At 66.1% G+C, this 21,235-nt stretch carries 19 protein-coding genes, 1 tRNA gene and 2 pseudogenes; 12 read left to right on the forward strand and 10 right to left on the reverse strand.

From position 1 onward, the window contains the following. The first annotated feature begins 1 nt into the window (after nucleotide 1). From WT26_RS06045 to lpxC, 6 genes and pseudogenes are all read left to right on the forward strand, one after another. Nucleotides 2-943, forward strand: coding sequence for a D-alanine--D-alanine ligase (locus WT26_RS06045; protein ID WP_059528589.1), 942 nt, complete (start codon nucleotides 2-4; stop codon nucleotides 941-943). Between the two features lie 19 nt (nucleotides 944-962). Further along, nucleotides 963-1,715, forward strand: a complete 753-nt coding sequence (locus tag WT26_RS06050; RefSeq protein WP_011350842.1) for a cell division protein FtsQ/DivIB — start codon at nucleotides 963-965, stop codon at nucleotides 1,713-1,715. A gap of 26 nt (nucleotides 1,716-1,741) precedes the next feature. Then, the gene (ftsA, locus tag WT26_RS06055; RefSeq protein ID WP_006487138.1) at nucleotides 1,742-2,974 is read left to right on the forward strand and encodes a cell division protein FtsA; all 1,233 of its coding nucleotides are present in this window, start codon (nucleotides 1,742-1,744) and stop codon (nucleotides 2,972-2,974) included. Nucleotides 2,975-3,090: 116 nt separating this feature from the next. Beyond that, entirely contained in the window at nucleotides 3,091-4,287 is a 1,197-nt protein-coding gene (gene ftsZ / locus WT26_RS06060) for a cell division protein FtsZ (RefSeq protein ID WP_021159911.1), read from the forward strand. A gap of 188 nt (nucleotides 4,288-4,475) precedes the next feature. Then, a pseudogene (locus WT26_RS06065) lies at nucleotides 4,476-4,984 on the forward strand (peroxiredoxin). A gap of 240 nt (nucleotides 4,985-5,224) precedes the next feature. After that, nucleotides 5,225-6,142, forward strand: a complete 918-nt coding sequence (gene lpxC / locus WT26_RS06075; protein WP_027788449.1) for a UDP-3-O-acyl-N-acetylglucosamine deacetylase — start codon at nucleotides 5,225-5,227, stop codon at nucleotides 6,140-6,142. Between the two features lie 88 nt (nucleotides 6,143-6,230). On the opposite strand, the gene WT26_RS06080 is transcribed toward lpxC, so the two are convergent. Then, the gene (locus WT26_RS06080; RefSeq protein ID WP_069272377.1) at nucleotides 6,231-6,710 is read right to left on the reverse strand and encodes a DUF721 domain-containing protein; all 480 of its coding nucleotides are present in this window, start codon (nucleotides 6,708-6,710) and stop codon (nucleotides 6,231-6,233) included. Nucleotides 6,711-6,967: 257 nt separating this feature from the next. On the opposite strand from WT26_RS06080, the gene secA reads away from it, so the two are divergent. The 4 genes from secA to WT26_RS06100 all read left to right on the forward strand — a co-directional run bounded on the left by secA (nucleotide 6,968) and on the right by WT26_RS06100 (nucleotide 12,481). Beyond that, nucleotides 6,968-9,766: a preprotein translocase subunit SecA gene (secA, locus tag WT26_RS06085; RefSeq protein ID WP_059528592.1), complete on the forward strand. Its 2,799-nt coding sequence runs from the start codon at nucleotides 6,968-6,970 to the stop codon at nucleotides 9,764-9,766. A 144-nt stretch (nucleotides 9,767-9,910) separates the two neighbouring features. After that, a complete protein-coding gene (gene argJ, locus WT26_RS06090; protein WP_069272378.1) occupies nucleotides 9,911-11,152 on the forward strand; it encodes a bifunctional glutamate N-acetyltransferase/amino-acid acetyltransferase ArgJ in 1,242 nt (413 codons plus the stop codon). A gap of 19 nt (nucleotides 11,153-11,171) precedes the next feature. Beyond that, nucleotides 11,172-12,041, forward strand: coding sequence for an ATP-binding protein (locus WT26_RS06095; protein WP_069272379.1), 870 nt, complete (start codon nucleotides 11,172-11,174; stop codon nucleotides 12,039-12,041). Then, entirely contained in the window at nucleotides 12,038-12,481 is a 444-nt protein-coding gene (locus tag WT26_RS06100) for an NUDIX domain-containing protein (protein WP_069272380.1), read from the forward strand. The genes WT26_RS06095 and WT26_RS06100 overlap by 4 nt, the downstream gene beginning before the upstream one ends. 43 nt (nucleotides 12,482-12,524) lie before the next feature. On the opposite strand, the gene WT26_RS06105 is transcribed toward WT26_RS06100, so the two are convergent. The 9 genes and pseudogenes from WT26_RS06105 to WT26_RS06145 form a co-directional block, all read right to left on the reverse strand. Further along, nucleotides 12,525-12,725, reverse strand: a complete 201-nt coding sequence (locus WT26_RS06105) for a DNA gyrase inhibitor YacG (RefSeq protein ID WP_069272381.1) — start codon at nucleotides 12,723-12,725, stop codon at nucleotides 12,525-12,527. A gap of 25 nt (nucleotides 12,726-12,750) precedes the next feature. Beyond that, nucleotides 12,751-13,506, reverse strand: a complete 756-nt coding sequence (gene zapD, locus WT26_RS06110; protein ID WP_021159901.1) for a cell division protein ZapD — start codon at nucleotides 13,504-13,506, stop codon at nucleotides 12,751-12,753. 108 nt (nucleotides 13,507-13,614) lie between these two features. After that, the gene (coaE, locus tag WT26_RS06115; protein ID WP_059528601.1) at nucleotides 13,615-14,223 is read right to left on the reverse strand and encodes a dephospho-CoA kinase; all 609 of its coding nucleotides are present in this window, start codon (nucleotides 14,221-14,223) and stop codon (nucleotides 13,615-13,617) included. 1 nt (nucleotide 14,224) lies between these two features. After that, nucleotides 14,225-15,133, reverse strand: coding sequence for a prepilin peptidase (locus WT26_RS06120; protein WP_069272382.1), 909 nt, complete (start codon nucleotides 15,131-15,133; stop codon nucleotides 14,225-14,227). Nucleotides 15,134-15,178: 45 nt separating this feature from the next. Continuing rightward, complete coding sequence (locus tag WT26_RS06125) at nucleotides 15,179-16,390, reverse strand: type II secretion system F family protein (protein ID WP_069272383.1); 1,212 nt, start codon at nucleotides 16,388-16,390, stop codon at nucleotides 15,179-15,181. Next, nucleotides 16,387-17,642: pseudogene (locus tag WT26_RS06130) on the reverse strand (GspE/PulE family protein). The gene WT26_RS06125 and the pseudogene WT26_RS06130 overlap by 4 nt, the downstream one beginning before the upstream one ends. 83 nt (nucleotides 17,643-17,725) lie before the next feature. Next, entirely contained in the window at nucleotides 17,726-19,021 is a 1,296-nt protein-coding gene (locus WT26_RS06135; protein ID WP_069272384.1) for an HlyC/CorC family transporter, read from the reverse strand. 142 nt (nucleotides 19,022-19,163) lie between these two features. Next, a tRNA-Pro gene (locus WT26_RS06140) sits at nucleotides 19,164-19,240 on the reverse strand. A gap of 135 nt (nucleotides 19,241-19,375) precedes the next feature. Further along, complete coding sequence (locus tag WT26_RS06145) at nucleotides 19,376-20,371, reverse strand: polyprenyl synthetase family protein (RefSeq protein ID WP_059528616.1); 996 nt, start codon at nucleotides 20,369-20,371, stop codon at nucleotides 19,376-19,378. Between the two features lie 210 nt (nucleotides 20,372-20,581). On the opposite strand from WT26_RS06145, the gene rplU reads away from it, so the two are divergent. Both rplU and rpmA read left to right on the forward strand, forming a co-directional pair. Further along, the gene (gene rplU / locus WT26_RS06150) at nucleotides 20,582-20,893 is read left to right on the forward strand and encodes a 50S ribosomal protein L21 (RefSeq protein WP_006025184.1); all 312 of its coding nucleotides are present in this window, start codon (nucleotides 20,582-20,584) and stop codon (nucleotides 20,891-20,893) included. Between the two features lie 24 nt (nucleotides 20,894-20,917). After that, nucleotides 20,918-21,181 (forward strand): 50S ribosomal protein L27, encoded by a 264-nt coding sequence (gene rpmA, locus WT26_RS06155; protein WP_006476999.1) that lies wholly within the window; start codon nucleotides 20,918-20,920, stop codon nucleotides 21,179-21,181. The last annotated feature ends 54 nt before the right edge of the window (nucleotides 21,182-21,235 follow it).

Genomic DNA, 21,235 nt, shown 5'->3' on the forward strand with positions numbered 1-21,235 from the left:
CATGAGCGGGATTGATCCGAAACGTTTCGGCAAGGTGGCGGTGTTGTTCGGCGGCGAGTCCTCGGAGCGCGAGGTTTCGCTCACGTCCGGCCAGCTCGTGCTGCAGGGCCTGCGCGACGCGGGCATCGACGCGCACCTGTTCGACCCGGCCGAGCGCCCGCTGGCGGCGCTGAAGGACGAAGGGTTCGTACGTGCGTTCAACGCGCTGCACGGCGGTTACGGCGAGAACGGCCAGATCCAGGGCGCGCTCGATTTCTATGGGATCCGTTACACAGGCAGCGGCGTGCTCGGGTCGGCGCTCGGCCTCGACAAGTTCCGCACGAAGCTCGTCTGGCAGCAGACGGGCGTGCCGACGCCGCCGTTCGAGACCGTGCTGCGCGGCGACGACCTCGCGGCGCGCGCGACGGACATCGTCGCAAAGCTCGGCCTGCCGCTGTTCGTGAAGCCGGCGAGCGAGGGCTCGAGCGTCGCGGTGCTGAAGGTGAAGACGGCCGATGCGCTGCCGGCTGCGCTCGCGGAAGCCGCGAAGCACGACCCGATCGTGATCGTCGAGAAGAGCATCGAGGGCGGCGGCGAATACACCGCATGCATCGCCGGCGATCTCGACCTGCCGGTGATCAAGATCGTGCCGGCCGGCGAGTTCTACGACTATCACGCGAAGTACATCGCCAACGACACGCAATACCTGATCCCGTGCGGGTTGCCCGCCGACAAGGAAGCGGAGCTCAAGCGCGTCGCGCGGCGTGCGTTCGACGTGCTCGGCTGCACCGACTGGGGCCGCGCGGACTTCATGCTCGACGCCGATGGCAATGCGTACTTCCTGGAAGTGAACACCGCGCCGGGCATGACCGACCACTCGCTGCCGCCGAAGGCCGCGCGTGCGGTCGGCATCAGCTATTCGGAGCTGGTCGTGAAGGTGCTGTCGCTCACGCTCAACGACTGACGCAGGAACGGAACGACGTATGTGGAACAACGTTCGCCAACTCAACCTTGCCGCCAGCGCGCTGTACGCGCTGCTGCTGCTCGTGTTGGCGGCGGCCGGTTGCTACTGGCTGATCCAGCGCCCGACGTTCGCGTTGCGGGAAATCCGGATCGACGGCGACACCGAGCACATCAATTCGCCGACGGTACGCGCGGGCGTGGTCGGCCGGCTGAAGGGCAATTTCTTCACGGTCGATCTCGATGCCGCGCGCGCCGCGTTCGAGCAGATGCCCTGGGTGCGCCATGCGAGCGTGCGCCGGGTGTGGCCGAATGCGCTTGCTGTCACGCTCGAGGAGTACAAACCGCTCGGGACCTGGGGCAGCGACCAGCTCGTGAGCGTCGACGGCGAGCTGTTCACCGCGAACCAGGGCGAGCTGGAGCAGGAACTGCCGGCGTTCGACGGCCCGGAGGGCAGTGCGAAGGAAGTCGTCACGCGGTATCGCGACTTCGGGAAATGGTTTGCGCCGCTGAAGGCGGCGCCGGAAGAAGTGACGCTGTCGGCGCGGTACGCGTGGACGGTGAAGCTGTCGAACGGCATGCAGGTCGAGCTGGGCAAGGAACGCAACAGCGAGTCGCTGCATGACCGGAGCCAGCGCCTGGTCGCCGCCTGGCCGGCGGTCACGGAGCGCTGGGGCAACGACATCGAGTACGCGGACCTGCGCTATCCGAACGGATTCGCGATTCGCGCGGCAGGCATGCGGTTCCTGACCGATACCGACAAGCGCAAGAAGTAACGAGAGATCACACGCAAGAGCACTTTATGAGCAAAGACTACAAGGATCTGCTGGTTTCCCTCGACATCGGCACGTCGAAGGTGGTGGCCATCGTCGCCGAGCTGAAGGGCGAAGGTCACTACGAGGTGATCGGTCTCGGCCAGAGCGAGTCGAAGGGTCTGAAGAAAGGTGTGGTGGTCAACATCGAGGCCACCGTGCAGTCGATCCAGCGAGCGCTCGAGGAAGCCGAGCTGATGGCCGACTGCAAGATCACCAACGTGTTCACGGGGATTGCCGGCAGCCACATCCGCAGCTTCAACTCGAGCGGGATGGTCGCGATCAAGGACAAGGAAGTCACGCAGACGGACGTCGCGCGCGTGATCGAGACCGCGAAGGCGATCAACATCCCGACCGACCAGCAGGTGCTGCACATCCTCACGCAGGAATTCATCATCGACGGCCAGGAAGACGTGCGCGAGCCGATCGGGATGAGCGGCATCCGGCTGGAAGTGAAGGTGCACATCGTGACGGGCGCGGTGAGCGCCGCGCAGAACATCGTCAAGTGCGTGCGCCGCTGCGGGCTGGAAGTGAACGACCTGATCCTGCAGCCGCTCGCGTCGTCGCTGGCGGTGCTGACGGAAGACGAGAAGGACCTCGGCGTGGTGCTGGTCGACATCGGCGGCGGCACGACGGACATCGCGATCTTCGCCGAAGGCGCGATTCGCCACACTGCGGTGATTCCGATCGCCGGCGACCAGATCACGAGCGACATCGCGATGGCGCTGCGCACGCCGACGCCGGATGCGGAAGACATCAAGGTCGGCTACGGGATCGCGAAGCAGGCGCTCGCCGATCCGGACGAAATGGTGGAAGTGCCGGGCCTCGGCGAACGCGGCCCGCGCACGCTGTCGCGCCAGGCGCTCGCGGCCGTGATCGAGCCGCGCGTCGAGGAACTGTTCTCGCTCGTGCAGCAGGTCGTGCGCGAATCGGGTTACGAAGAACTCCTGAGCTCCGGCGTGGTCATTACCGGCGGCGCGTCGATGATGCCCGGCATGGTCGAGCTCGGCGAAGACATTTTCCTGAAACCGGTGCGCATCGGCGCGCCGGAGTATGCAGGCGGCCTTTCCGACGTCGTGCGCAATCCGCGCTACTCGACGGCGATGGGGCTGCTCGTCGAAGGCAGCGCCCAGCGCATGCGCGGCCGCAAGGTCGCCGTGCAGTCCGGCAACGCGGGGCAGGTGTTCTCGCGGATGAAGGAATGGTTCCTGAGCAACTTCTGACGAACCGAACCGAATCGAAATTCGCGCTGGTGCCGGCGGCTGGCGCGCGACAGGGGGTTGCCCGATCTCCTGCCGAATAACGGCCGAGTAGCAGTTTTTCTCTTGACGGAGGCAACATGGAATTCGAAATGCTGGAAACCGAGACCAACGGCACCATCATCAAGGTGGTCGGCGTTGGCGGCGCTGGCGGCAATGCCGTCCAGCACATGATCAACCGCGGCGTGCAGGGCGTCGATTTCATCGTGATGAACACGGATGCGCAGGCGCTGTCGCGTTCGCGCGCATCGTCGGTGATCCAGCTCGGCAACACGGGCCTCGGCGCCGGTGCGAAGCCGGAAATGGGCCGTGCGGCCGCGGAAGAGGCGCGTGAGCGTATCGCCGACGCACTGCGCGGCGCGCACATGGTGTTCATCACCGCCGGCATGGGTGGCGGCACGGGCACGGGCGCGGCACCGGTGGTCGCGCAGATCGCGAAGGAGATGGGCATCCTGACGGTGGGTGTCGTCAGCAAGCCGTTCGAGTTCGAAGGCGGCAAGCGCATGCGCGTCGCCGAAGCAGGCTCGCAGCAACTGGAGGATCACGTCGACTCGCTGATCGTCGTTCTGAACGACAAGCTGTTCGACGTGATGGGCGACGACGCCGAGATGGACAAGTGCTTCCAGTGCGCGGACGACGTGTTGAACAACGCGGTTGCAGGCATCGCGGAAATCATCAACGTCGATGGCCTCGTGAACGTCGACTTCGAAGACGTGAAGACGGTGATGGGCGAGCAGGGCAAGGCGATGATGGGCACGGCGACGGTTGCCGGCGTCGATCGCGCGCGCCTCGCGGCGGAACAGGCCGTGGCGAGCCCGCTGCTCGAAGGCGTCGATCTGTCGGGTGCGCGCGGCGTGCTGGTCAACATCACGTCGAGCCGTTCGCTGCGCCTGTCGGAAACGCGCGAAGTGATGAACACGATCAAGAGCTACGCGGCAGAAGATGCGACGGTGATCTTCGGTGCGGTGTACGACGACGCAATGGGCGATGCGCTGCGCGTGACGGTCGTGGCAACGGGTCTGGGCCGTGCGGCGAAGAAGCAGCAGTCGGCACCGATGACGCTGCTGCGCACGGGTACGGACAACCAGCCGGTCAGCGCGGTGTCGCACGGCTATGCACCGGCCCATCACGTCAGCACGGCGGACTACGGCGCGCTGGATACGCCGGCAGTGTGGCGCAATTCGCGCGAAACCGCGGCATCGCACGTGCAGGCGCTGCAGGAGAAGGGTGTCGACACGTACGACATCCCGGCTTTCCTGCGCAAGCAGGCTGACTGACGCAAACACAGGCGAAGCCGCGGCGAAACGGCCGCGGTATCGCCGGCGTGACGGATGCTACGGACCACGACAGGCCGCGTCGGCTGCGACGCCGGGCCGGGAAACGTGCCCTCTTCGCTCAGGCGGGGCGGGATGGGCCGTGCTGTCCGCAACACGCTGAAAAACCGCATCGCTATGAGGGACCAGCCATGATTCAAGTGGGCGACGCGCTGCCCGACGCGCAACTGTTCGAGTTCATCGACGACGCGCGCGAAAAGGGTGCACGCTGGGGCCGAACGCCTGCAGCGTGCGCGACCAGGTTGCGGGAAAGCGGGTGGTGATCTTCGGATTGCCGGGCGCTTTCACGCCGACCTGCTCGGCGCAGCATGTACCGGGCTATGTCGAACACGCCGAGCAACTGCGCGCGGCGGGGATCGACGAGATCTGGTGCGTGTCCGTCAACGACGCATTCGTGATGGGCGCATGGGGACGTGATCTGCACACCGCGGGCAAGGTGCGCATGATGGCGGACGGCAGCGCGGCTTTCACTCATGCGCTGGGGCTGACGCAGGATTTGTCCGCGCGTGGCATGGGGATTCGTTCCCTGCGCTACGCGATGGTGATTGACGGCGGTGTGGTCAAGACGCTGGCCGTCGAGGCGCCGGGCAAATTCGAAGTGAGCGATGCGGCGAGTGTTCTCGCGACGTTGACGTCCTGATCGTGCGGTGCGCCGTTGCCTGCCGGCAACGCTGCTCACCGGCCTCAGGGCAGTTGTAACACGGGCTGATGACCGGAAACGCCTCCGTTCCGGGCATCGGCCCGTCCCGTATCGGCAGGGGTAAACAGCCGAAACAGATTGATACGCAGTTTCAAACTGCGTTGAATAGGGAATTACGCTATAATCCCTCCTATCGAATATAACTCCTGATTGATATCTTCAATCACGACGAAGAACATCATGCTGAAGCAGCGCACCATCAAATCCATCGTGAAGACCGTGGGTATCGGTGTCCACTCGGGCCGCAAGATCGAGCTGACGCTCCGTCCCGCCGCACCGGGCACGGGCATCGTGTTTTCCCGCGTCGACCTTCCCACGCCCGTCGACATTCCCGCCGCGGCGACGTCGATCGGCGATACGCGGCTCGCGTCGGTGCTGCAGAAGGATGGCGTGCGCGTGTCGACCGTCGAGCACCTGATGTCGGCATGTGCCGGCCTCGGCATCGACAACCTCTATGTCGACGTGACGGCCGAGGAAATCCCGATCATGGACGGCAGCGCGGCGACCTTCGTGTTCCTGATCCAGTCCGCCGGGATCGAGGAGCAGAATGCGCCGAAGCGTTTCGTCAAGGTGAAGAAGACGGTCGAAATCCGTGACGGCGACAAGTTCGCGCGTCTCGATCCGTACTTCGGTTTCAAGCTGAAATTCTCGATCGACTTCCGTCACCCGGCCGTCGACAAGACCGGCCAGGAGCTCGAGGTCGATTTCGCGAATACGTCGTATGTGCGCGAGATCGCGCGTGCGCGCACGTTCGGCTTCGCGCATGAGGCCGAGATGCTGCGCGAGATGGGCCTCGCCCGCGGTGGCAGCATGGAAAATGCGATCGTGCTCGACGAGTACCGCATCCTGAACAACGACGGGCTGCGTTACGACGACGAGTTCGTGAAGCACAAGATGCTCGACGCGATCGGCGACCTGTACGTTATCGGCCATCCGCTGCTGGCGTCGTACACGGCGTACAAGTCGGGCCACGGGCTGAACAACGCGCTGCTGCGCGAGCTGCTTGCGAACGAAGATGCGTACGAGATCGTCACGTTCGACGATCCGCAAGCCGCGCCGAAGGGTTTCGCGTTCGACGCGCAGACGGCCTTCGCCTGAGCGGGTGAGCCCCGTGAGTCGATGAAAAAGCGGCCCAAGGGCCGCTTTTTCGTTTGCGTCGTCGACGCGGGTCGAGAAGCGTGCGTGGTCAGCGCGGCGATTTCGCCCCATGCCGGGCCGCCATCCGCGCAAGCGCGACCTGCAGCGGCGATGGTTCGAGATGATCGGCCAGATCGCGCAACGCGGCCGCGCCGACCGACGTCATCCGCGCCTGCTTCACGTGCGGCGGCTCCGGCGCATCCTTCGGCCGCACGCGCACGCGCAGCGTCGAGACCGGCCAGCCGCGCTTTTGCAGATCGCCGAGCAGCCGCGGCTCGACCTGCCGCAGCCGCGCGGCCAGCGCGTTGTGCGCGGCAAAGAGGGTCAGGGTGCCGTCCTTCACGAAGCCGGGTTCGACGTGGTTCGCCAGGTAGTCGGGCAGGAGCGCGGCAAGATCGCGCTGCAGCGACGCGATTTGCTCGACACCGGCGCGCAGTGCCGCGAACGCGTCGGTGCGGCCGAGCACTTCGGACACGGGTTGCGGGCGATAGGCGGCGAGCGGGCCGAAACGCTTGGAAAATCGGTTCATCGAGACATTCTTCGGGGCGCCGCAGCGCGCAGTGGTTGATGCCGATTGTACCCGCCGAGGCCCGCGCGCGGCCGGATTTGCGGCCGTGCCGGCAGCCGGCACGGCGAGGCTGCCGTCCGCCCGAGTCACGGGCGCGCGCCTCCCCGCGTGCTAAAATTCGACGTTTGAGTCCACTAATTCGCTAAGCCGCCGAGGCTCGGGCGTCGGGGCGCGCAACACGCGCCGGGCGCCGGTGCTGCGACGCAGGATCCGATCCGATGACAACCGGTTTTCTCCAGAAAATTTTTGGCAGCCGCAACCAGCGGCTCGTCAAGCAATACCAAAAGACCGTCACGACGATCAATGCGCTCGAAACGCAGATCGAGAAGCTGACGGACGACCAGTTGCGCGGCAAGACGGACGAATTCCGCCAGCGGATCGCGGCCGGCGAGTCGCTCGACAAGCTGCTGCCCGAGGCGTTCGCGGTCTGTCGCGAGGCCAGCCGCCGCGTGCTGAAGATGCGGCACTTCGACGTGCAGATGATCGGCGGCATGGTGCTCCACTACGGCAAGATCGCGGAAATGCGCACCGGCGAGGGCAAGACGCTCGTCGCGACGCTGCCCGTGTACCTGAACGCGCTGGCAGGCCGCGGCGTGCACGTGGTGACCGTCAACGATTACCTCGCGCAGCGCGACGCCGAATGGATGGCGCGCCTCTACAACTTCCTCGGTCTGTCGGTCGGCATCAACCTGTCCGGCATGGAGCACGACCAGAAGCAGCAGGCTTACGCGGCGGACATCACGTACGGCACGAACAACGAGTTCGGTTTCGACTACCTGCGCGACAACATGGTCTACGAGACCGACGCGCGCGTGCAGCGGGCACTGAACTTCGCAGTCGTCGACGAAGTGGACTCGATCCTGATCGACGAAGCGCGCACGCCGCTGATCATCTCGGGCCAGGCCGAGGATCACACCGAGCTGTACGTGCGGATGAACGCACTGCCGCCGCTGCTCGAGCGCCAGATCGGCGAAGAGAAGGCCGACGGCACGGGTGTCGAGAAGCCGGGCGACTACACGCTCGACGAGAAGGCCCGCCAGGTGTTCCTGACGGAATCGGGCCACGAGAAGGCCGAGCGCCTGCTCGCCGAATGGGGCCTGATCGGCGAGGGCGAGAGCCTGTACGCGCCGCAGAACATCACGCTGATGCACCACGTGTACGCGGCGCTGCGCGCACACACGCTGTTCCACAAGGATCAGCACTACGTCGTGCAGAACGGCGAAGTGGTCATCGTCGACGAATTCACGGGCCGCCTGATGGCCGGCCGCCGCTGGTCCGACGGCCTGCACCAGGCGGTCGAGGCGAAGGAACACGTGAAGATCCAGAGCGAGAACCAGACGCTCGCGTCGATCACGTTCCAGAACTACTTCCGGATGTACGCGAAACTCGCGGGCATGACCGGTACCGCGGACACCGAAGCGTACGAATTCAACGAGATCTACGGTCTCGAGACGGTCGTGATCCCGACCAATCGCCCGCCGAAACGGATCGACAAGCAGGACCAGATCTACAAGACGGCCAAGGAGCGCTACGACGCGGTGATCCGCGACATCCGCGAATGCCACGAGCGCGGCCAGCCGGTGCTGGTCGGCACGACGTCGATCGAGAACTCGGAACTGCTGTCGCACCTGCTGAAGCAGGCCGGGCTGCCGCATGAGGTGCTGAACGCGAAGCAGCACGAGCGCGAAGCGGCGATCGTCGCGGAAGCCGGCCGGCCGAAGCGCGTCACGATCGCGACCAACATGGCCGGCCGCGGTACCGACATCGTGCTCGGCGGCAACGCCGAGAAGCAGGCCGCGTTCATCGAGGCCGACGACGCGATCCCGGCCGACGAAAAGGCGCGCCGCATCCAGCAGCTGCACGACGAGTGGGAAACGCTGCACGAGCAGGTGAAGGCTGCTGGCGGCCTGCACATCATCGGCACCGAGCGCCACGAATCGCGCCGGATCGACAACCAGCTGCGCGGCCGTGCGGGCCGCCAGGGCGATCCGGGCTCGTCGCGCTTCTACCTGTCGCTCGACGATCCGCTGCTGCGCATCTTCGCGGGCGACCGCGTGCGTTCGATCATGGATCGCCTGAAGATGCCGGAAGGCGAGGCGATCGAGGCCGGCATCGTCACGCGCTCGATCGAGTCCGCGCAGCGCAAGGTCGAAGCGCGCAACTTCGATATCCGCAAGCAGCTGCTCGAATACGACGACGTGTCGAACGACCAGCGCAAGGTCATCTACCAGCAGCGCAACGAGTTGCTCGAAGCGCACGACATCACCGAGACGATCTCCGCGATGCGTCACGGCGTGATTGCCGAAGTCGTCCGCCAGTTCGTGCCGGAAGGCAGCATCGAGGAGCAGTGGGACGTGCCCGAGCTCGAGGAAGCGCTGCGCAACGACTGGCAGCTCGACCTCGCGATCCAGGAAATGGTGAACGAGTCGTCGTCGATTACGGCCGAGGAGATTCTCGACGCCGTGACGACGGCCGCCGACGAGCAGTACGAGGCGAAGGTCGCGATGGTCGGCCGCGAATCGTTCAGCGCATTCGAGCGCTCGGTGATGCTGCAGACGGTCGACCGCCTGTGGCGCGAGCACCTGGCCGCGCTCGACCATCTGCGCCAGGGCATCCACTTGCGTGGTTATGCGCAGAAGAATCCGAAGCAGGAATACAAGCGCGAAGCGTTCGAGCTGTTCGCCGCGATGCTCGAGGCGATCAAGCAGGAAGTCACGCGCGTCGTGATGAACGTGCAGATCCAGTCGCCGGAACAGCTCGAGCAGGCCGCCGAGCAGATCGAGGAGCGCGGCGGTCATCTCGAGAACGTCGAGTACCAGCACGCCGATTACGCGGAAGCCGGTGCGCCGGTGGCGAACGTCACGGCTGCCGCGGCGGCCACGGCGACGGCCGACATGGTCGGCAGCGCGATGACGCACAGCGGCCCCGGCGGCGAAATGCCGAAGGTCGGCCGCAACGACCCGTGCCCGTGCGGCAGCGGCAAGAAGTACAAGCAATGTCACGGGAAGCTGTCATGATCGGCGGCGGCGCGCGTGACGCGTGCCGCTCGGTTCGCAGCTTCGAGCGCGTGATATGAGTTGCGGCGGCCCGCGCATGCGGCCGCCGGTTCTTCCAATCGATGCCGGCGCATGCCGGCATTTTCCATCTGGCAGGTGTGCCCCATGGCTGTCAATTTTCCGTCGATCGATCCCGCCCAACTGCATCCTGTCGCCGGCGTCACGCTCGGCTGGGCGGAAGCGAACATCCGCAAGCCGAATCGCAAGGACGTGCTGGTCATCTCCGTCGACGAAGGCGCGACGGTCGCGGGCGTGTTCACCGAAAACCGTTTCTGCGCGGCGCCGGTCACCGTCTGCCGCGAGCACCTGGCGAAGGTGCGTGCGGGCGGCGCGGGCATTCGCGCGCTCGTCGTGAACACGGGCAATGCGAACGCGGGTACCGGCGAGCCGGGCCTCGTGAACGCGCGTGAAACCTGCTCGGAGCTTGCCCGCCTTGCGGGTATCGAGCCGGCGCAGGTGCTGCCGTTCTCGACCGGCGTGATCCTCGAGCCGCTGCCGATCGACCGCCTGAAGGCCGGTCTGCCGGCCGCGCTCGCGAACCGCAAGGCCGCGAACTGGTTCGACGCCGCGCAGGCGATCATGACGACCGATACGTTGCCGAAGGCCACGTCGCGCCAGGTGACGATCGACGGTCACGCGGTCACGCTGACGGGCATCAGCAAGGGCGCGGGCATGATCAAGCCGAACATGGCGACGATGCTCGGCTTCCTCGCGTTCGATGCGAACGTCGCACAGCCGGTGCTCGACACGCTCGTGAAGGAAGTGGCCAACCGCTCGTTCAACTGCATCACGATCGACGGCGACACGTCGACGAACGACTCGTTCATCCTGATTGCGTCGGGCAAGAGCACGCTGCCGGCGATCACGTCGACGGATTCGCCGGCCTATGCGGCGCTGCGCGATGCGGTGACGGAAGTCGCGCAGGTGCTGTCGCAGCTGATCGTGCGCGATGGCGAAGGTGCGACGAAATTCATGACGGTGCAGGTCGAAGGCGGCAAGAACGTCGCGGAATGCCGCCAGATCGCTTATGCGATCGGCCATTCGCCGCTCGTGAAGACCGCCTTCTACGCATCCGACCCCAACCTCGGCCGGATTCTCGCGGCGATCGGCTATGCGGGCGTCGCCGATCTCGACGTCGACAAGATCGACCTCTATCTCGACGACGTGCTCGTCGCGAAGGCGGGCGGCCGCAACCCGGCGTACCAGGAAGAGGACGGCCAGCGCGTGATGAAGCAGAGCGAAATCACGATCCGCGTGCTGCTTGGCCGCGGCGACGCTCAGGCCACCATCTGGACGTGCGACCTGTCGCACGACTACGTGAGCATCAACGCGGATTACCGCTCCTGATCGGGAGTGCCTGAACGACATGGACAAGCTTGAACAGTTTCTGACGCGCGCGGAAGCGCTGCTCGGTCGTCTCGAGGGAATGTTGCCGCCCGCGCAGGCAGCGGTCGACTGGAATGCCGCACACGCGTTCCGCTGGCGCAAGCGCCAGGGGCGCGGTTATCTGCAGCCGGTGCCGGCCGTGTCGTCGATCACGCTCGACGACCTCCACAACATCGATCGCCAGAAAGGGCTGATCGACCAGAACACGCGGCAGTTCGTGCAGCAGAAGCCGGCGAACAACGTGTTGCTGACCGGCGCGCGCGGTACCGGCAAGTCGTCGCTGATCAAGGCGTGCCTGAACGCGTATGCGAAGGACGGGCTGCGTCTGATCGAAGTCGACAAGGACGACCTGCACGATCTCGGCGACATCGTCGACCTGATCTCGCAGCGTCCCGAGCGCTTCATCGTGTTCTGCGACGACCTGTCGTTCGAGGAAGGCGAGTCGGGCTACAAGGCGCTGAAGGTTGCGCTCGACGGCTCGATCGCCGCGCAGTCGGACAATGTGCTGATCTACGCGACGTCGAACCGCCGCCATCTGCTGCCCGAGTACATGAGCGACAACGAGACGTACAAGCATCTCCCGGATGGCGAGATTCACCCCGGCGAAGTCGTCGAGGAGAAGATCTCGCTGTCGGAGCGCTTCGGTCTGTGGGTCAGCTTCTATCCGTTCAAGCAGGACGACTACCTCGACATCGTCGGGCACTGGTTGCGTCATTTCGGCTGCGGTGACGCCGAGATCGAGCAGGCGCGCGGCGATGCGCTCGTGTGGGCGCTCGAGCGCGGCTCGCGGTCGGGGCGCGTCGCGTGGCAGTTTGCGCGTGACTGGTCGGGACGCAAGGAGCAAGCATGAGCGCGGATCTCGCACAAGGCGCCGTGCGCGCGCCCGATGGACGCAAGGTAACGGAAGTAGCGGTCGGTGTGATGGTGCAGCCGGACGGCCGATACCTGCTCGCGCAGCGGCTGCAGGGCAAACCGTATGAAGGCTACTGGGAATTTCCGGGCGGCAAGCTGGAGGCCGGCGAAAGCGTCGAGGACGCGCTTGCGCGCGAACTGCACGAGGAACTCGGCATCCAGGTCACGGCCAGCCATCGCTGGCACACGCTCGAGCACGATTATCCGCATGCTTATGTGCGGCTTTATTTCTGCAAGGTGACGGGCTGGACGGGCGAGCCGCACAGCAAGGAAGGGCAGGCGTTCGTATGGCAGCAACTGCCGGTCGATGTCGCGCCGTTGCTGCCGGCCGCGCTGCCGGTGCTTGAACTGCTCGAGAAGGACGAAGCGCAACGCTGAGGCCGGGCGGCTCGCCGGGAGGCGGGCCGCAGCGCGCCGCGATTCAGCTCGGGCGATGCCCGTTCGTGCCGTCTTCTTCCTCGGACAGCGGCGAGTCGTCCGAACCGCCGATCCGGTACTTTTCCGCGGCCCAGGCGCCGAGGTCGAGCTGCTTGCAGCGGGCCGAGCAGAACGGACGGAACTGATTTTCGGGCGTCCAGCGCACTTCGGCGCCGCACGACGGGCATTTCACAACGGTAGTCATACGAAAGCGATCCGGCACGCGGCCGTTACAGATTGCACAGTGTCAGATGGAACGGCACGTCGATGTCCACCGCGCGCGGCCGCACATCGCCGTCCTGCATGGTGAACCGTACCCACAGCATGTATTTGTTGGCGCTTGCCTCGGGAATGACGCGCAATTCCGGCGCCACGCGCACCTGCATCAACTGGTAGGTGCGGCCGGACAGCATCTGCTGGTAGCTGCCCTGCATCGCCATGACCTTCGACGCCTGGCCCGATTCGCGCGCGAGCCGCAGCACGATCGCCGCGGCATCGCGCAGCGGCAGCATCGGCAGGATCCATTTTGCGATGTCCTGGCGCCGCTGCTCGGCGGGCCATTGCTGCCATGCGTAGTACGACGGCAGGTCGAACTTGCACGTGCCGCCCGGAATCACCGCACGGCTGCGGATGCTGGCGAGCCACTCGTTGTCGACGAGGTGCTGCCCGGTCTTGCCCTGCATCTGCGCGAGATTCGCGAGCGTCTGCTCGATTTCGCCGAGCACGGCTTCGAGCGCGTTCTGCTCGATGCCCGGATTGCCGCGAAAGGGGGCGAGCGTCTGGCGTTGACGTTCGAGCTCCTTCATCAGATCCGATTTCAGGTCCGCGCGGCCCGTTACCTCGGCGATTTCGAACAGCGTCGTCAGCGCGACGTGGTGTTCACGCGGGTCCTCCTGAGCCAAAAAGAACGCGAAGCGCTCGAAGAGATCTTCGAGGCGCAACAGCGTGCGAATTCGCTCGTTGAACGGATACTCGTAAAGAATCAAGCGCGCTCGCCTCTTTGGTAGGGATTGAAACAATGCAGAACATTCTAATGCTCACGCTCTACCCTAGCAACGCGCCAATTTCGTACGCCATCAGATCGCGCGCGAGGCTCAATGCGCGGCGGCTGCGAACCCGAGATAGCGTTGGTGCAGTGCATCGACCTGCGCGGCAAGCGCATCGGGCGTCGTCGCGTCGTTGACGATGACGTCGTCGGCCGCCGCGAGGCGGGCCTCGCGCGTCGCCTGCCGCGCGATGATCGCCTCGACCTGCTCGCGCGTGAAGCCGTTGCGCCGCATCACGCGTGCGATCTGCGTTTCGACCGGACAGTCGACGACGAGCACGCGATCGCTGCGCGTCTTCCAGTTGCCGGATTCGACGAGCAGCGGCACGACGAACATCACGTATGGGCCCTGCGCTTCGCGCGCCTCGCGATCGGTCTCCGCCCGGATCAGCGGGTGCGTGATCGCTTCGAGGCGCCGACGCGCGTCGTCGTCGCTGAAGATCAGTGCGCGCATCTGCGCGCGGTCGAGCGAGCCGTCGGCAGCAACGAAGCCGCGGCCGAATGCCTGTTCGATCGCGGGCATCGCGAGGCCGCCCGGCGCGGTGATGCGATGGGCGATCAGATCGGTATCGACCAGCGATGCGCCGCGGGCGGCGAACAGGTCGGCGACGGTCGTCTTGCCGCTGCCGATGCCGCCGGTGAGTCCGATTGCGAACATGTCAGCCTCCGAGCGCCGAATAGAAAGGGGTGCCGAAAAACAGCGTCGCGACGCCGCCTGCCGCGAGGAACGGGCCGAACGGAATCGGCTCCTCGAAGCGCATGCGGCCGCGCCAGGTCGCGACGAGCCCGACGACCGCGCCCGTCACCGCGGCGAACAGCACGACCTGCGGCAGTGCGGCCCAGCCCATCCATGCGCCGAGCGCGGCGAGCAGCTTCAGGTCGCCGAAACCGATGCCCTCGATGCCGCGCAGCCATTTGAACAGCCAGTAGACCGACCACAGGAACAGATAGCCGGCCATGGCCCCGATCACGGCCGAGCGCAGCGATGTGAACGTGCCGCCGAGGTTCAGCACGAGCCCGGCCCAGAGGAGCGGCAGCGTCATCGAGTCGGGCAGGTAGCCGGTCCGGATATCGATCGCGCTCATCGCGAGCAGCGCGGCGCACAGCGCGAACGCGGCAAGCGCGGCGACGGTCGGGCCGAATGCCGCGAGCGAACCGGCGGCGAGCAGCGCGCACGCGAATTCGATCAACGGGTAGCGCGCGCCAATTGCGTGGCCGCACTGCCGGCAGCGCCCGCGTTGCAGCAGGTAGCTGACGAGCGGGATGTTTTCCCATGCGCGCAGCACGTGGCCGCAATGCGGGCAGGCGCTGCGCGGGCGCCACAGGTCGTAGCGCGGCGGGTAGCCGTCGTCGGACTTCGCGTTCGTGCCGGTGGCCTCGGCGATCTCGGCCTGCCATGCGCGCTGCATCATCACGGGCAGCCGGTGCACGACCACGTTCAGGAAGCTGCCGACGCACAGGCCGATGACGACCGCGAACGCATACTGCAGCGCGGGCGGCAGCAGCGCGAACGCGGACAGCGCTGTCACGGGCGAATCGGGGGCGGCGTACAAGGGTTCGGGCGTCATGTTGCGGGGCGGTCGGACAAATCGGCGACAGAATCGGTTGCGATGCTACACCACGTTGCCGAGCTGAAGGATGGGCAGGTACATCGCGATCACGAGGCCGCCGACGAGTGCGCCCAATACGATCACGATCAGCGGTTCGCCGAGCGCGGCGAGTGTGTCGAGACGCGCGTCGAGCTGGCGCTCGCACAGCGTGGCGATGTCGGCGAGCATCGTGTCGAGTGCACCGGTCTCCTCGGCGACGGCGATCGGCTGCACGACGTCGTCCGGAAAGCAGCCGGCCGACTGCATCGCGTCCGCGAGACGAGCTCCGCGCAGCACGTGGGCTGCGATGTGCGCGGTGGCGCGCTCGAACACGGGATGGCCGGCCGTGCGTTCGAGCGTGGCGAAGGCGTCTGCGAGCGGCACACCCGCGCCGAGCAGCGTCGCCAGCGAGCGGCACCAGCGCGCGGCCGCGAACCGGCTCAGTATCGGGCCGACGAGCGGCGTGCGCAGCAGGCGCCGGGACAGCGAGAGGCGCAGCGCGGGCGAACGCCGGATCGCGTGCCGCGCGGCCACGCCGGCGGCCACGACGCCGGCAAGCAACGGTGCGCCCCATGCGGCCGTGGCGGATGCGAGCGCGAGCAGCATGCGTGTCGGCGCCGGCAGTGCGGCGCCGAAACCGTCGAAGATCTGGCGGAACGTCGGTACTACCCACACCATCAACGCGGCCGAGATCGCGAGCCCGAACAGGATGACAGCCGCCGGATAGGCCAGCGCGGCCCGCAGCTTGCGCCATTGCGCGTCGGCGCGCTCGCGATGCTCCGCGACGCGCGCCAGCACCGGGCCGAGCGCGCCGGACGTCTCGCCGACCTCGATCAGCTGGCGATACAGCGAGCCGAATTGAGACGGGTAGCGGGCGAGCGCGGCGGCAAAGCGCCGGCCGCCGACGATCTCGCGGGCGAGACCGGCGGCGATGCGCGGCAGGCCGTCGCGTGGGCGCGTGCGCGCGAGCATCTCGAGCGACGGCGCAAGCGGCAACCCGGCCTGCAGGAGGCTCGCGAGCTGGCGCGTGAAGCGCGTGATCTCCCGGGTGCGTGCCGTCGGCGGCCGGGCCGCACCGCGCGGATCGAGCGACAGGACGGCGATGCCGTCGCGTGCGAGCGCGGCGCGTGCGCTCGCGGCGTCGAACGCGATGACGATTCCGCGGCGTGGCGTGCCGTCGCGATGGCGGCCGCGCCATGCGAAGCGGCTTTCGCGCGGTGGCGTGTGCGCGTTCATGCGTCGGGCGTGGTGGCGAGCGCTTCCGCCAGACTCGTCGTGCCGTCCCGGACACGCGCGAGCGCCGCGTCGCGCAGACTGCGCACGCCTTCGCCGGCCGCATGGCGGGCGAGTTCGCCGACGCTTGCCCGGGCGACGATGCGTTCCGCCAGCCGGGGCGATACCGGCATCGTCTGATGCAGGCCGACGCGGCCGCGATAGCCGATGCCGTGGCAGGCCGAACAGCCTCGCGCGACGAACGGCCGCCATCCCGCGGCGAGCGCAGCCGGGTCGCAGCCGGCTTCGCGCAGCACGCGCGGCGGCGCGTCGGATGGCGCGCGACAAGCCGCGCAAAGACGGCGCACGAGCCGTTGCGCGGTGACGAGGTGCAGCGCGGCCGCGAGGTTGTACGGGGCGACACCGATGTCGAGCAGCCGCGCGACGGCCGCCGGCGCGTCGTTCGTGTGCAGCGTCGACAGCACGAGATGGCCGGTCTGCGCGGCCTTGATCGCGACGTCGGCCGTCTCCGCATCGCGAATCTCGCCGACCATGATGATGTCCGGATCCTGCCTCAGCAGCGCGCGCAGTGCGGTCGCGAACGTGAGCCCCGCCTTTTCGGCGACGCCGACCTGGCTGATGCCGTCGAGCTGGATCTCGGCGGGATCCTCCACCGTGCAGACGTTGTGCGCGTCGCGATCGAGCATCTGCAGCGCGCAATAGAGCGACAGCGTCTTGCCGCTGCCGGTCGGGCCCGTGACGAGCACGAGGCCATGCGGTGCGCGTATCGCGGCTTCCATCGCGGCCGCCTGTTGCGCGTCGAAGCCGAGACGGGCGAGCGTGAGGTCGGTCGGCAGGGTTTCGAGGCGCCGCAGCACGAGCTTTTCACCGAACAACGTCGGCAGCGAACTGACCCGATAGTCGCCGCGCGTACCGCCGTCGATCGCGATGCGCAGCCTGCCGTCCTGCGGGAGCCGCCGCTCGGCGATGTCCATGCGTGCGAGCACCTTGATCCGCGTGACGAGCGCGTCGCGCAGATGAAGCGGCGGCCGCGCATGTTCGTGCAGCACGCCGTCGATGCGCAGGCGGATGCGCCAGCCGGCTTCGAACGGTTCGATGTGGATGTCGGATGCGTCGCGCACGCGGCGTGAAGCGTGTCCGTCAGCAGCCGCACGGCCGGCGCATCGTCGAGCTGGGTCGCGTCGAGCGGGCGGGAGTCGGATGAAGGCGCGGAGCCGGGAGCGGCGGGCATCCCGCCTGAAGGTGTGAACAGCATGCATGCCGGCGCGTCGGCCGCCTGGTTACCGTGACCGTTGCATGGTCGCGCGACAGGGGCTGCGCCGGCAGTCGGCCGTTCGGCTAACGCGTGGCGAGGCTGCGCGCGCCGCGCGCCGGGCGCGGCTTGAAGAGCTTGACGGTGCGCACGGCCTGATCGTCGCTGCGCATCACCTCGAGCATCACGTCGCCGATTTTCAGGCACACGTCGTCTTCCGGAATTTCCTCGAGGATTTCGAGGACCAGTCCGTTCAGCGTCTTCGGCCCGTCGGTCGGCAGCTTCAGGTGCAGCCAGCGATTCAGTTCGCGCAGCGGCATGCTCGCCGAAACGATGCATTCGCCGTTCTCGTCCCAGCCGCCCGCGCGTTCGCTGCGCGGCATCGATGTCGTGAATTCGCCGATCAGCTCCTCGATGATGTCTTCGGGCGTGACGAGCCCTTCGAGTTCGCCGTACTCGTTGACGACGAGCGCGGTCCGCTGCCGCGTTTCCTGGAAAAACTGGAGCTGCTGGACCACCGGCGTGCCCGACGGCACGTAGTACGGCTCGGCGAGCAGCGTGCGCAGCGTCTCGCGGTCGAACTCCTGATTGTGCAGCGCGGTCAGCGTCTTGCGGACGTGCAGCACGCCGAGCACCTTGTCGATGTCGCCTTCGTAGACGACAAGCCGGTTGTGATAGCAGGTTTCGAGCTGGTGCAGGACGTCGTCGAGCGGCGCGTAGAAGTTGAGCGACTCGATCTGGCGGCGCGGCACCATCACGTCGTCGACCGTGATGTTCTCGAGGTCGAACAGGTTGAGCAGGATGCTGCGGTGCTTGGTCGGCATGAAACTGCTCGACTCGAGCACGATGGCCCGCAGCTCGTCGGCCGACATCCGTTGGTCGCGGCCCTTCTTCGTGTTGATGCGCAGCACCCACAGCACGCCGTTCGCGAGCGCGTTGACGAACCAGACGACCGGCTTGAACACGCGCATCAGCGGCGCGATCACGAGGCTGGCGGGCAGCGCGATGCGTTCGGGGAACGTCGCGCCGACGATCTTCGGCGCGATTTCGGCGAACACGATGATCAGGAACGCGACGATGCCGGTCGCGATCGACAGCGCGAGATTGTTGCGGCCGAACGTATGGAGCGCGAGCGACGTCGTCAGGACCGGGATGATCGTGTTGAACAGGTTGTTGCCGATCAGGATCACGCTGAGCAGCAGGTCAGTGCGCGTCAGCAGCCCCTGCGTGGTTTTCGCGCCGAGCGCGCCCTGGCCGGCGAGATGCTTCAGCCGATGGCGATTGAGCGCCATCATCGCGGTCTCGGAAATGGAAAAGAAGCTGGAACAGAGGAGAAGCAGGAAGACGGCGCCGATTTGCGCCCATAAGGGAATTTGGTCCACGCGTTGGAAGAGGCAGTGAAGGACAGGGATGGAGGGAATATAGCAGAGGCCGGTGGCAGGGGCGTGTCGCGCCGGCGGCACGGGTTGCGCGGCGCGCAGGCAAAAAAAAACCGTGCACATGGTGCACGGTTTTTTCAAAATCTGGTCGGGGTGAGAGGATTCGAACCTCCGGCCTCTACGTCCCGAACGTAGCGCTCTACCAGGCTAAGCTACACCCCGATTTATACTCTTCCGATTTCGCTGTCTTCTTCAAGATCGCTGCGTCGTCGAGCAAGAACATAACTATAACAGCGCTTTTTCTGAAATGGAATACCTTGGTGAAAATATTTTTTGAATCGTGTGTCCGCAGCGCGCTCAGGACTGCCGCGACGTCGAGTAAGCGCACAGCGCGAGCAGGCTTTCCTTGTAGATCGAATCGGGGAATGCGGCGATCGCTGCCGCTGCCGCCTGCGCTTCCTGGCGCGCGCATTCGAGCGTGTGATCCAGTGCGCCCGAGCGCGTGATTGCTTCGAAAATCGTGTCGAAGCGATCGGTGCCGCCCTGTTCGATCGCCTCGCGTGCCAGCGCTGCCTGCTCGGGCGTGCCGCGCTCGATCAGATAGATCAGCGGCAGTGTCGGCTTGCCTTCGCGGAGATCGTCGCCGGCATTCTTGCCCATTGCCTCGACGGTGCCCGCGTAGTCGAGCCAGTCGTCCATGATCTGGAATGCGGTGCCGATCCGGCGGCCGTATTCGGCGGCGGCGGCCTCGGTCGGCGCATCGGCGCCCGCGAGCACCGCGCCCAGGCGTGCCGATGCCTCGAACAGCTTGGCCGTCTTGTAGCGGATCACCTGCATGTAGCGCGTTTCGTCGACGTCCGCGTCGTGCATGTTGAGGAGCTGCAGCACCTCGCCTTCGGAAATGATCGTCGTCGCTTCGGACAGGATCTCCATCACGCGCATCTTGCCGACGCCCACCATCATTTCGAACGAGCGCGAATAGAGGTAGTCGCCTACCAGCACGCTCGCCGCGTTGCCGAACAGCGCATTGGCGGTCTGGCGGCCGCGGCGCAGTTCGGATTCGTCGACGACGTCGTCGTGCAGCAGCGTGGCCGTGTGGATGAACTCGACGACGGCGGCCAGCACGTGCCGCTGGTGCGACGTCTCGCCGAGTGCGCCGGCGACGAGCAGCAGCAACGCCGGGCGCAGCCGCTTGCCGCCCGCGCCGATGATGTACTCGGCGATCTGGTTGATCAACAGCACGTCGGACGCGAGGCTTTGCCGGATAACGCGATTCACCTGCTCCATGTCGCTGGTGATCGGAGCGAGCAGGTGGGCGGCGCTGAGGGTGGGGGAGGCGGTGGACGACGACATGATGATGGAATTGGGTGATGCGGCGGATTATAAGTCGAATCCGCCGCATCCCGGTCTGTCGCGCGCGCCGCGGGCACGATTTTGGCCATCCGGCCGAGGGAACGGCGCGGCAATCGTCGATCGGTTTTGACTTCGGTGCTAACCCCATGTATAATCACGTGTTTTCCGCGCGTGGTGTGCGGAAAAATTGGATCCAGAGTGAGGTTCTCAATGTACGCGGTCATAAAAACCGGCGGCAAGCAGTACAAGGTTGCCGTTGGCGAAAAACTCAAAGTAGAACAGATACCGGCTGACATTGACGCTGAAATCACGCTCGACCAGGTTCTCGCAGTGGGCGAAGGCGAATCGATTAAGTTCGGTACGCCGCTGGTCAGTGGGGCTTCCGTCAAGGCCACCGTTGTGTCGCACGGTCGTCATGCCAAGGTCACCATCTTCAAGATGCGTCGCCGGAAGCACTACCAAAAGCACGGCGGCCACCGCCAGAACTACACTGAGCTGCGCATCGACGCGATCAACGCGTAAGCGCCTCGGTAAAGGAGCAATCAGATGGCACACAAAAAGGCAGGCGGCTCTTCCCGGAACGGCCGCGACTCCGAGTCGAAACGTCTCGGCGTGAAAGTGTACGGCGGCCAGGCAATCAATGCCGGCGGCATCATCGTGCGTCAGCGCGGTACGCGCATGCACGCAGGCGAGAACGTCGGCATGGGCAAGGATCACACCCTGTTCGCGCTGGTCGACGGTCACGTCAAGTTCGCGACGAAGGGCGCGGACAAGAAGCATCTGGTCATCGTCGTCCCGGCGGCTGCCTAAGTTCAGGCACCCACGGGCTTCGTAGCCGAAAGGCCCCGCAGTCTTCGCGGGGCC

The organism is Burkholderia cepacia (assembly GCF_001718835.1).
Taxonomy (GTDB): Bacteria; Pseudomonadota; Gammaproteobacteria; order Burkholderiales; family Burkholderiaceae; genus Burkholderia; species Burkholderia cepacia_F.

Excerpts from the sequence above, each read along its gene's own strand:
- WT26_RS06045 (WP_059528589.1), top strand. The coding sequence starts at position 2 with ATGAGCGGGATTGATCCGAAACGTTTCGGCAAGGTGGCGGTGTTGTTC.
- WT26_RS06050 (WP_011350842.1), top strand. The coding sequence starts at position 963 with ATGTGGAACAACGTTCGCCAACTCAACCTTGCCGCCAGCGCGCTGTAC.
- ftsA (WP_006487138.1), top strand. The coding sequence starts at position 1,742 with ATGAGCAAAGACTACAAGGATCTGCTGGTTTCCCTCGACATCGGCACG.
- ftsZ (WP_021159911.1), top strand. The coding sequence starts at position 3,091 with ATGGAATTCGAAATGCTGGAAACCGAGACCAACGGCACCATCATCAAG.
- lpxC (WP_027788449.1), top strand. The coding sequence starts at position 5,225 with ATGCTGAAGCAGCGCACCATCAAATCCATCGTGAAGACCGTGGGTATC.
- WT26_RS06080 (WP_069272377.1), bottom strand. The coding sequence starts at position 6,710 with ATGAACCGATTTTCCAAGCGTTTCGGCCCGCTCGCCGCCTATCGCCCG.
- secA (WP_059528592.1), top strand. The coding sequence starts at position 6,968 with ATGACAACCGGTTTTCTCCAGAAAATTTTTGGCAGCCGCAACCAGCGG.
- argJ (WP_069272378.1), top strand. The coding sequence starts at position 9,911 with ATGGCTGTCAATTTTCCGTCGATCGATCCCGCCCAACTGCATCCTGTC.
- WT26_RS06095 (WP_069272379.1), top strand. The coding sequence starts at position 11,172 with ATGGACAAGCTTGAACAGTTTCTGACGCGCGCGGAAGCGCTGCTCGGT.
- WT26_RS06100 (WP_069272380.1), top strand. The coding sequence starts at position 12,038 with ATGAGCGCGGATCTCGCACAAGGCGCCGTGCGCGCGCCCGATGGACGC.
- WT26_RS06105 (WP_069272381.1), bottom strand. The coding sequence starts at position 12,725 with ATGACTACCGTTGTGAAATGCCCGTCGTGCGGCGCCGAAGTGCGCTGG.
- coaE (WP_059528601.1), bottom strand. The coding sequence starts at position 14,223 with ATGTTCGCAATCGGACTCACCGGCGGCATCGGCAGCGGCAAGACGACC.
- WT26_RS06120 (WP_069272382.1), bottom strand. The coding sequence starts at position 15,133 with ATGACGCCCGAACCCTTGTACGCCGCCCCCGATTCGCCCGTGACAGCG.
- WT26_RS06125 (WP_069272383.1), bottom strand. The coding sequence starts at position 16,390 with ATGAACGCGCACACGCCACCGCGCGAAAGCCGCTTCGCATGGCGCGGC.
- WT26_RS06145 (WP_059528616.1), bottom strand. The coding sequence starts at position 20,371 with ATGTCGTCGTCCACCGCCTCCCCCACCCTCAGCGCCGCCCACCTGCTC.
- rplU (WP_006025184.1), top strand. The coding sequence starts at position 20,582 with ATGTACGCGGTCATAAAAACCGGCGGCAAGCAGTACAAGGTTGCCGTT.
- rpmA (WP_006476999.1), top strand. The coding sequence starts at position 20,918 with ATGGCACACAAAAAGGCAGGCGGCTCTTCCCGGAACGGCCGCGACTCC.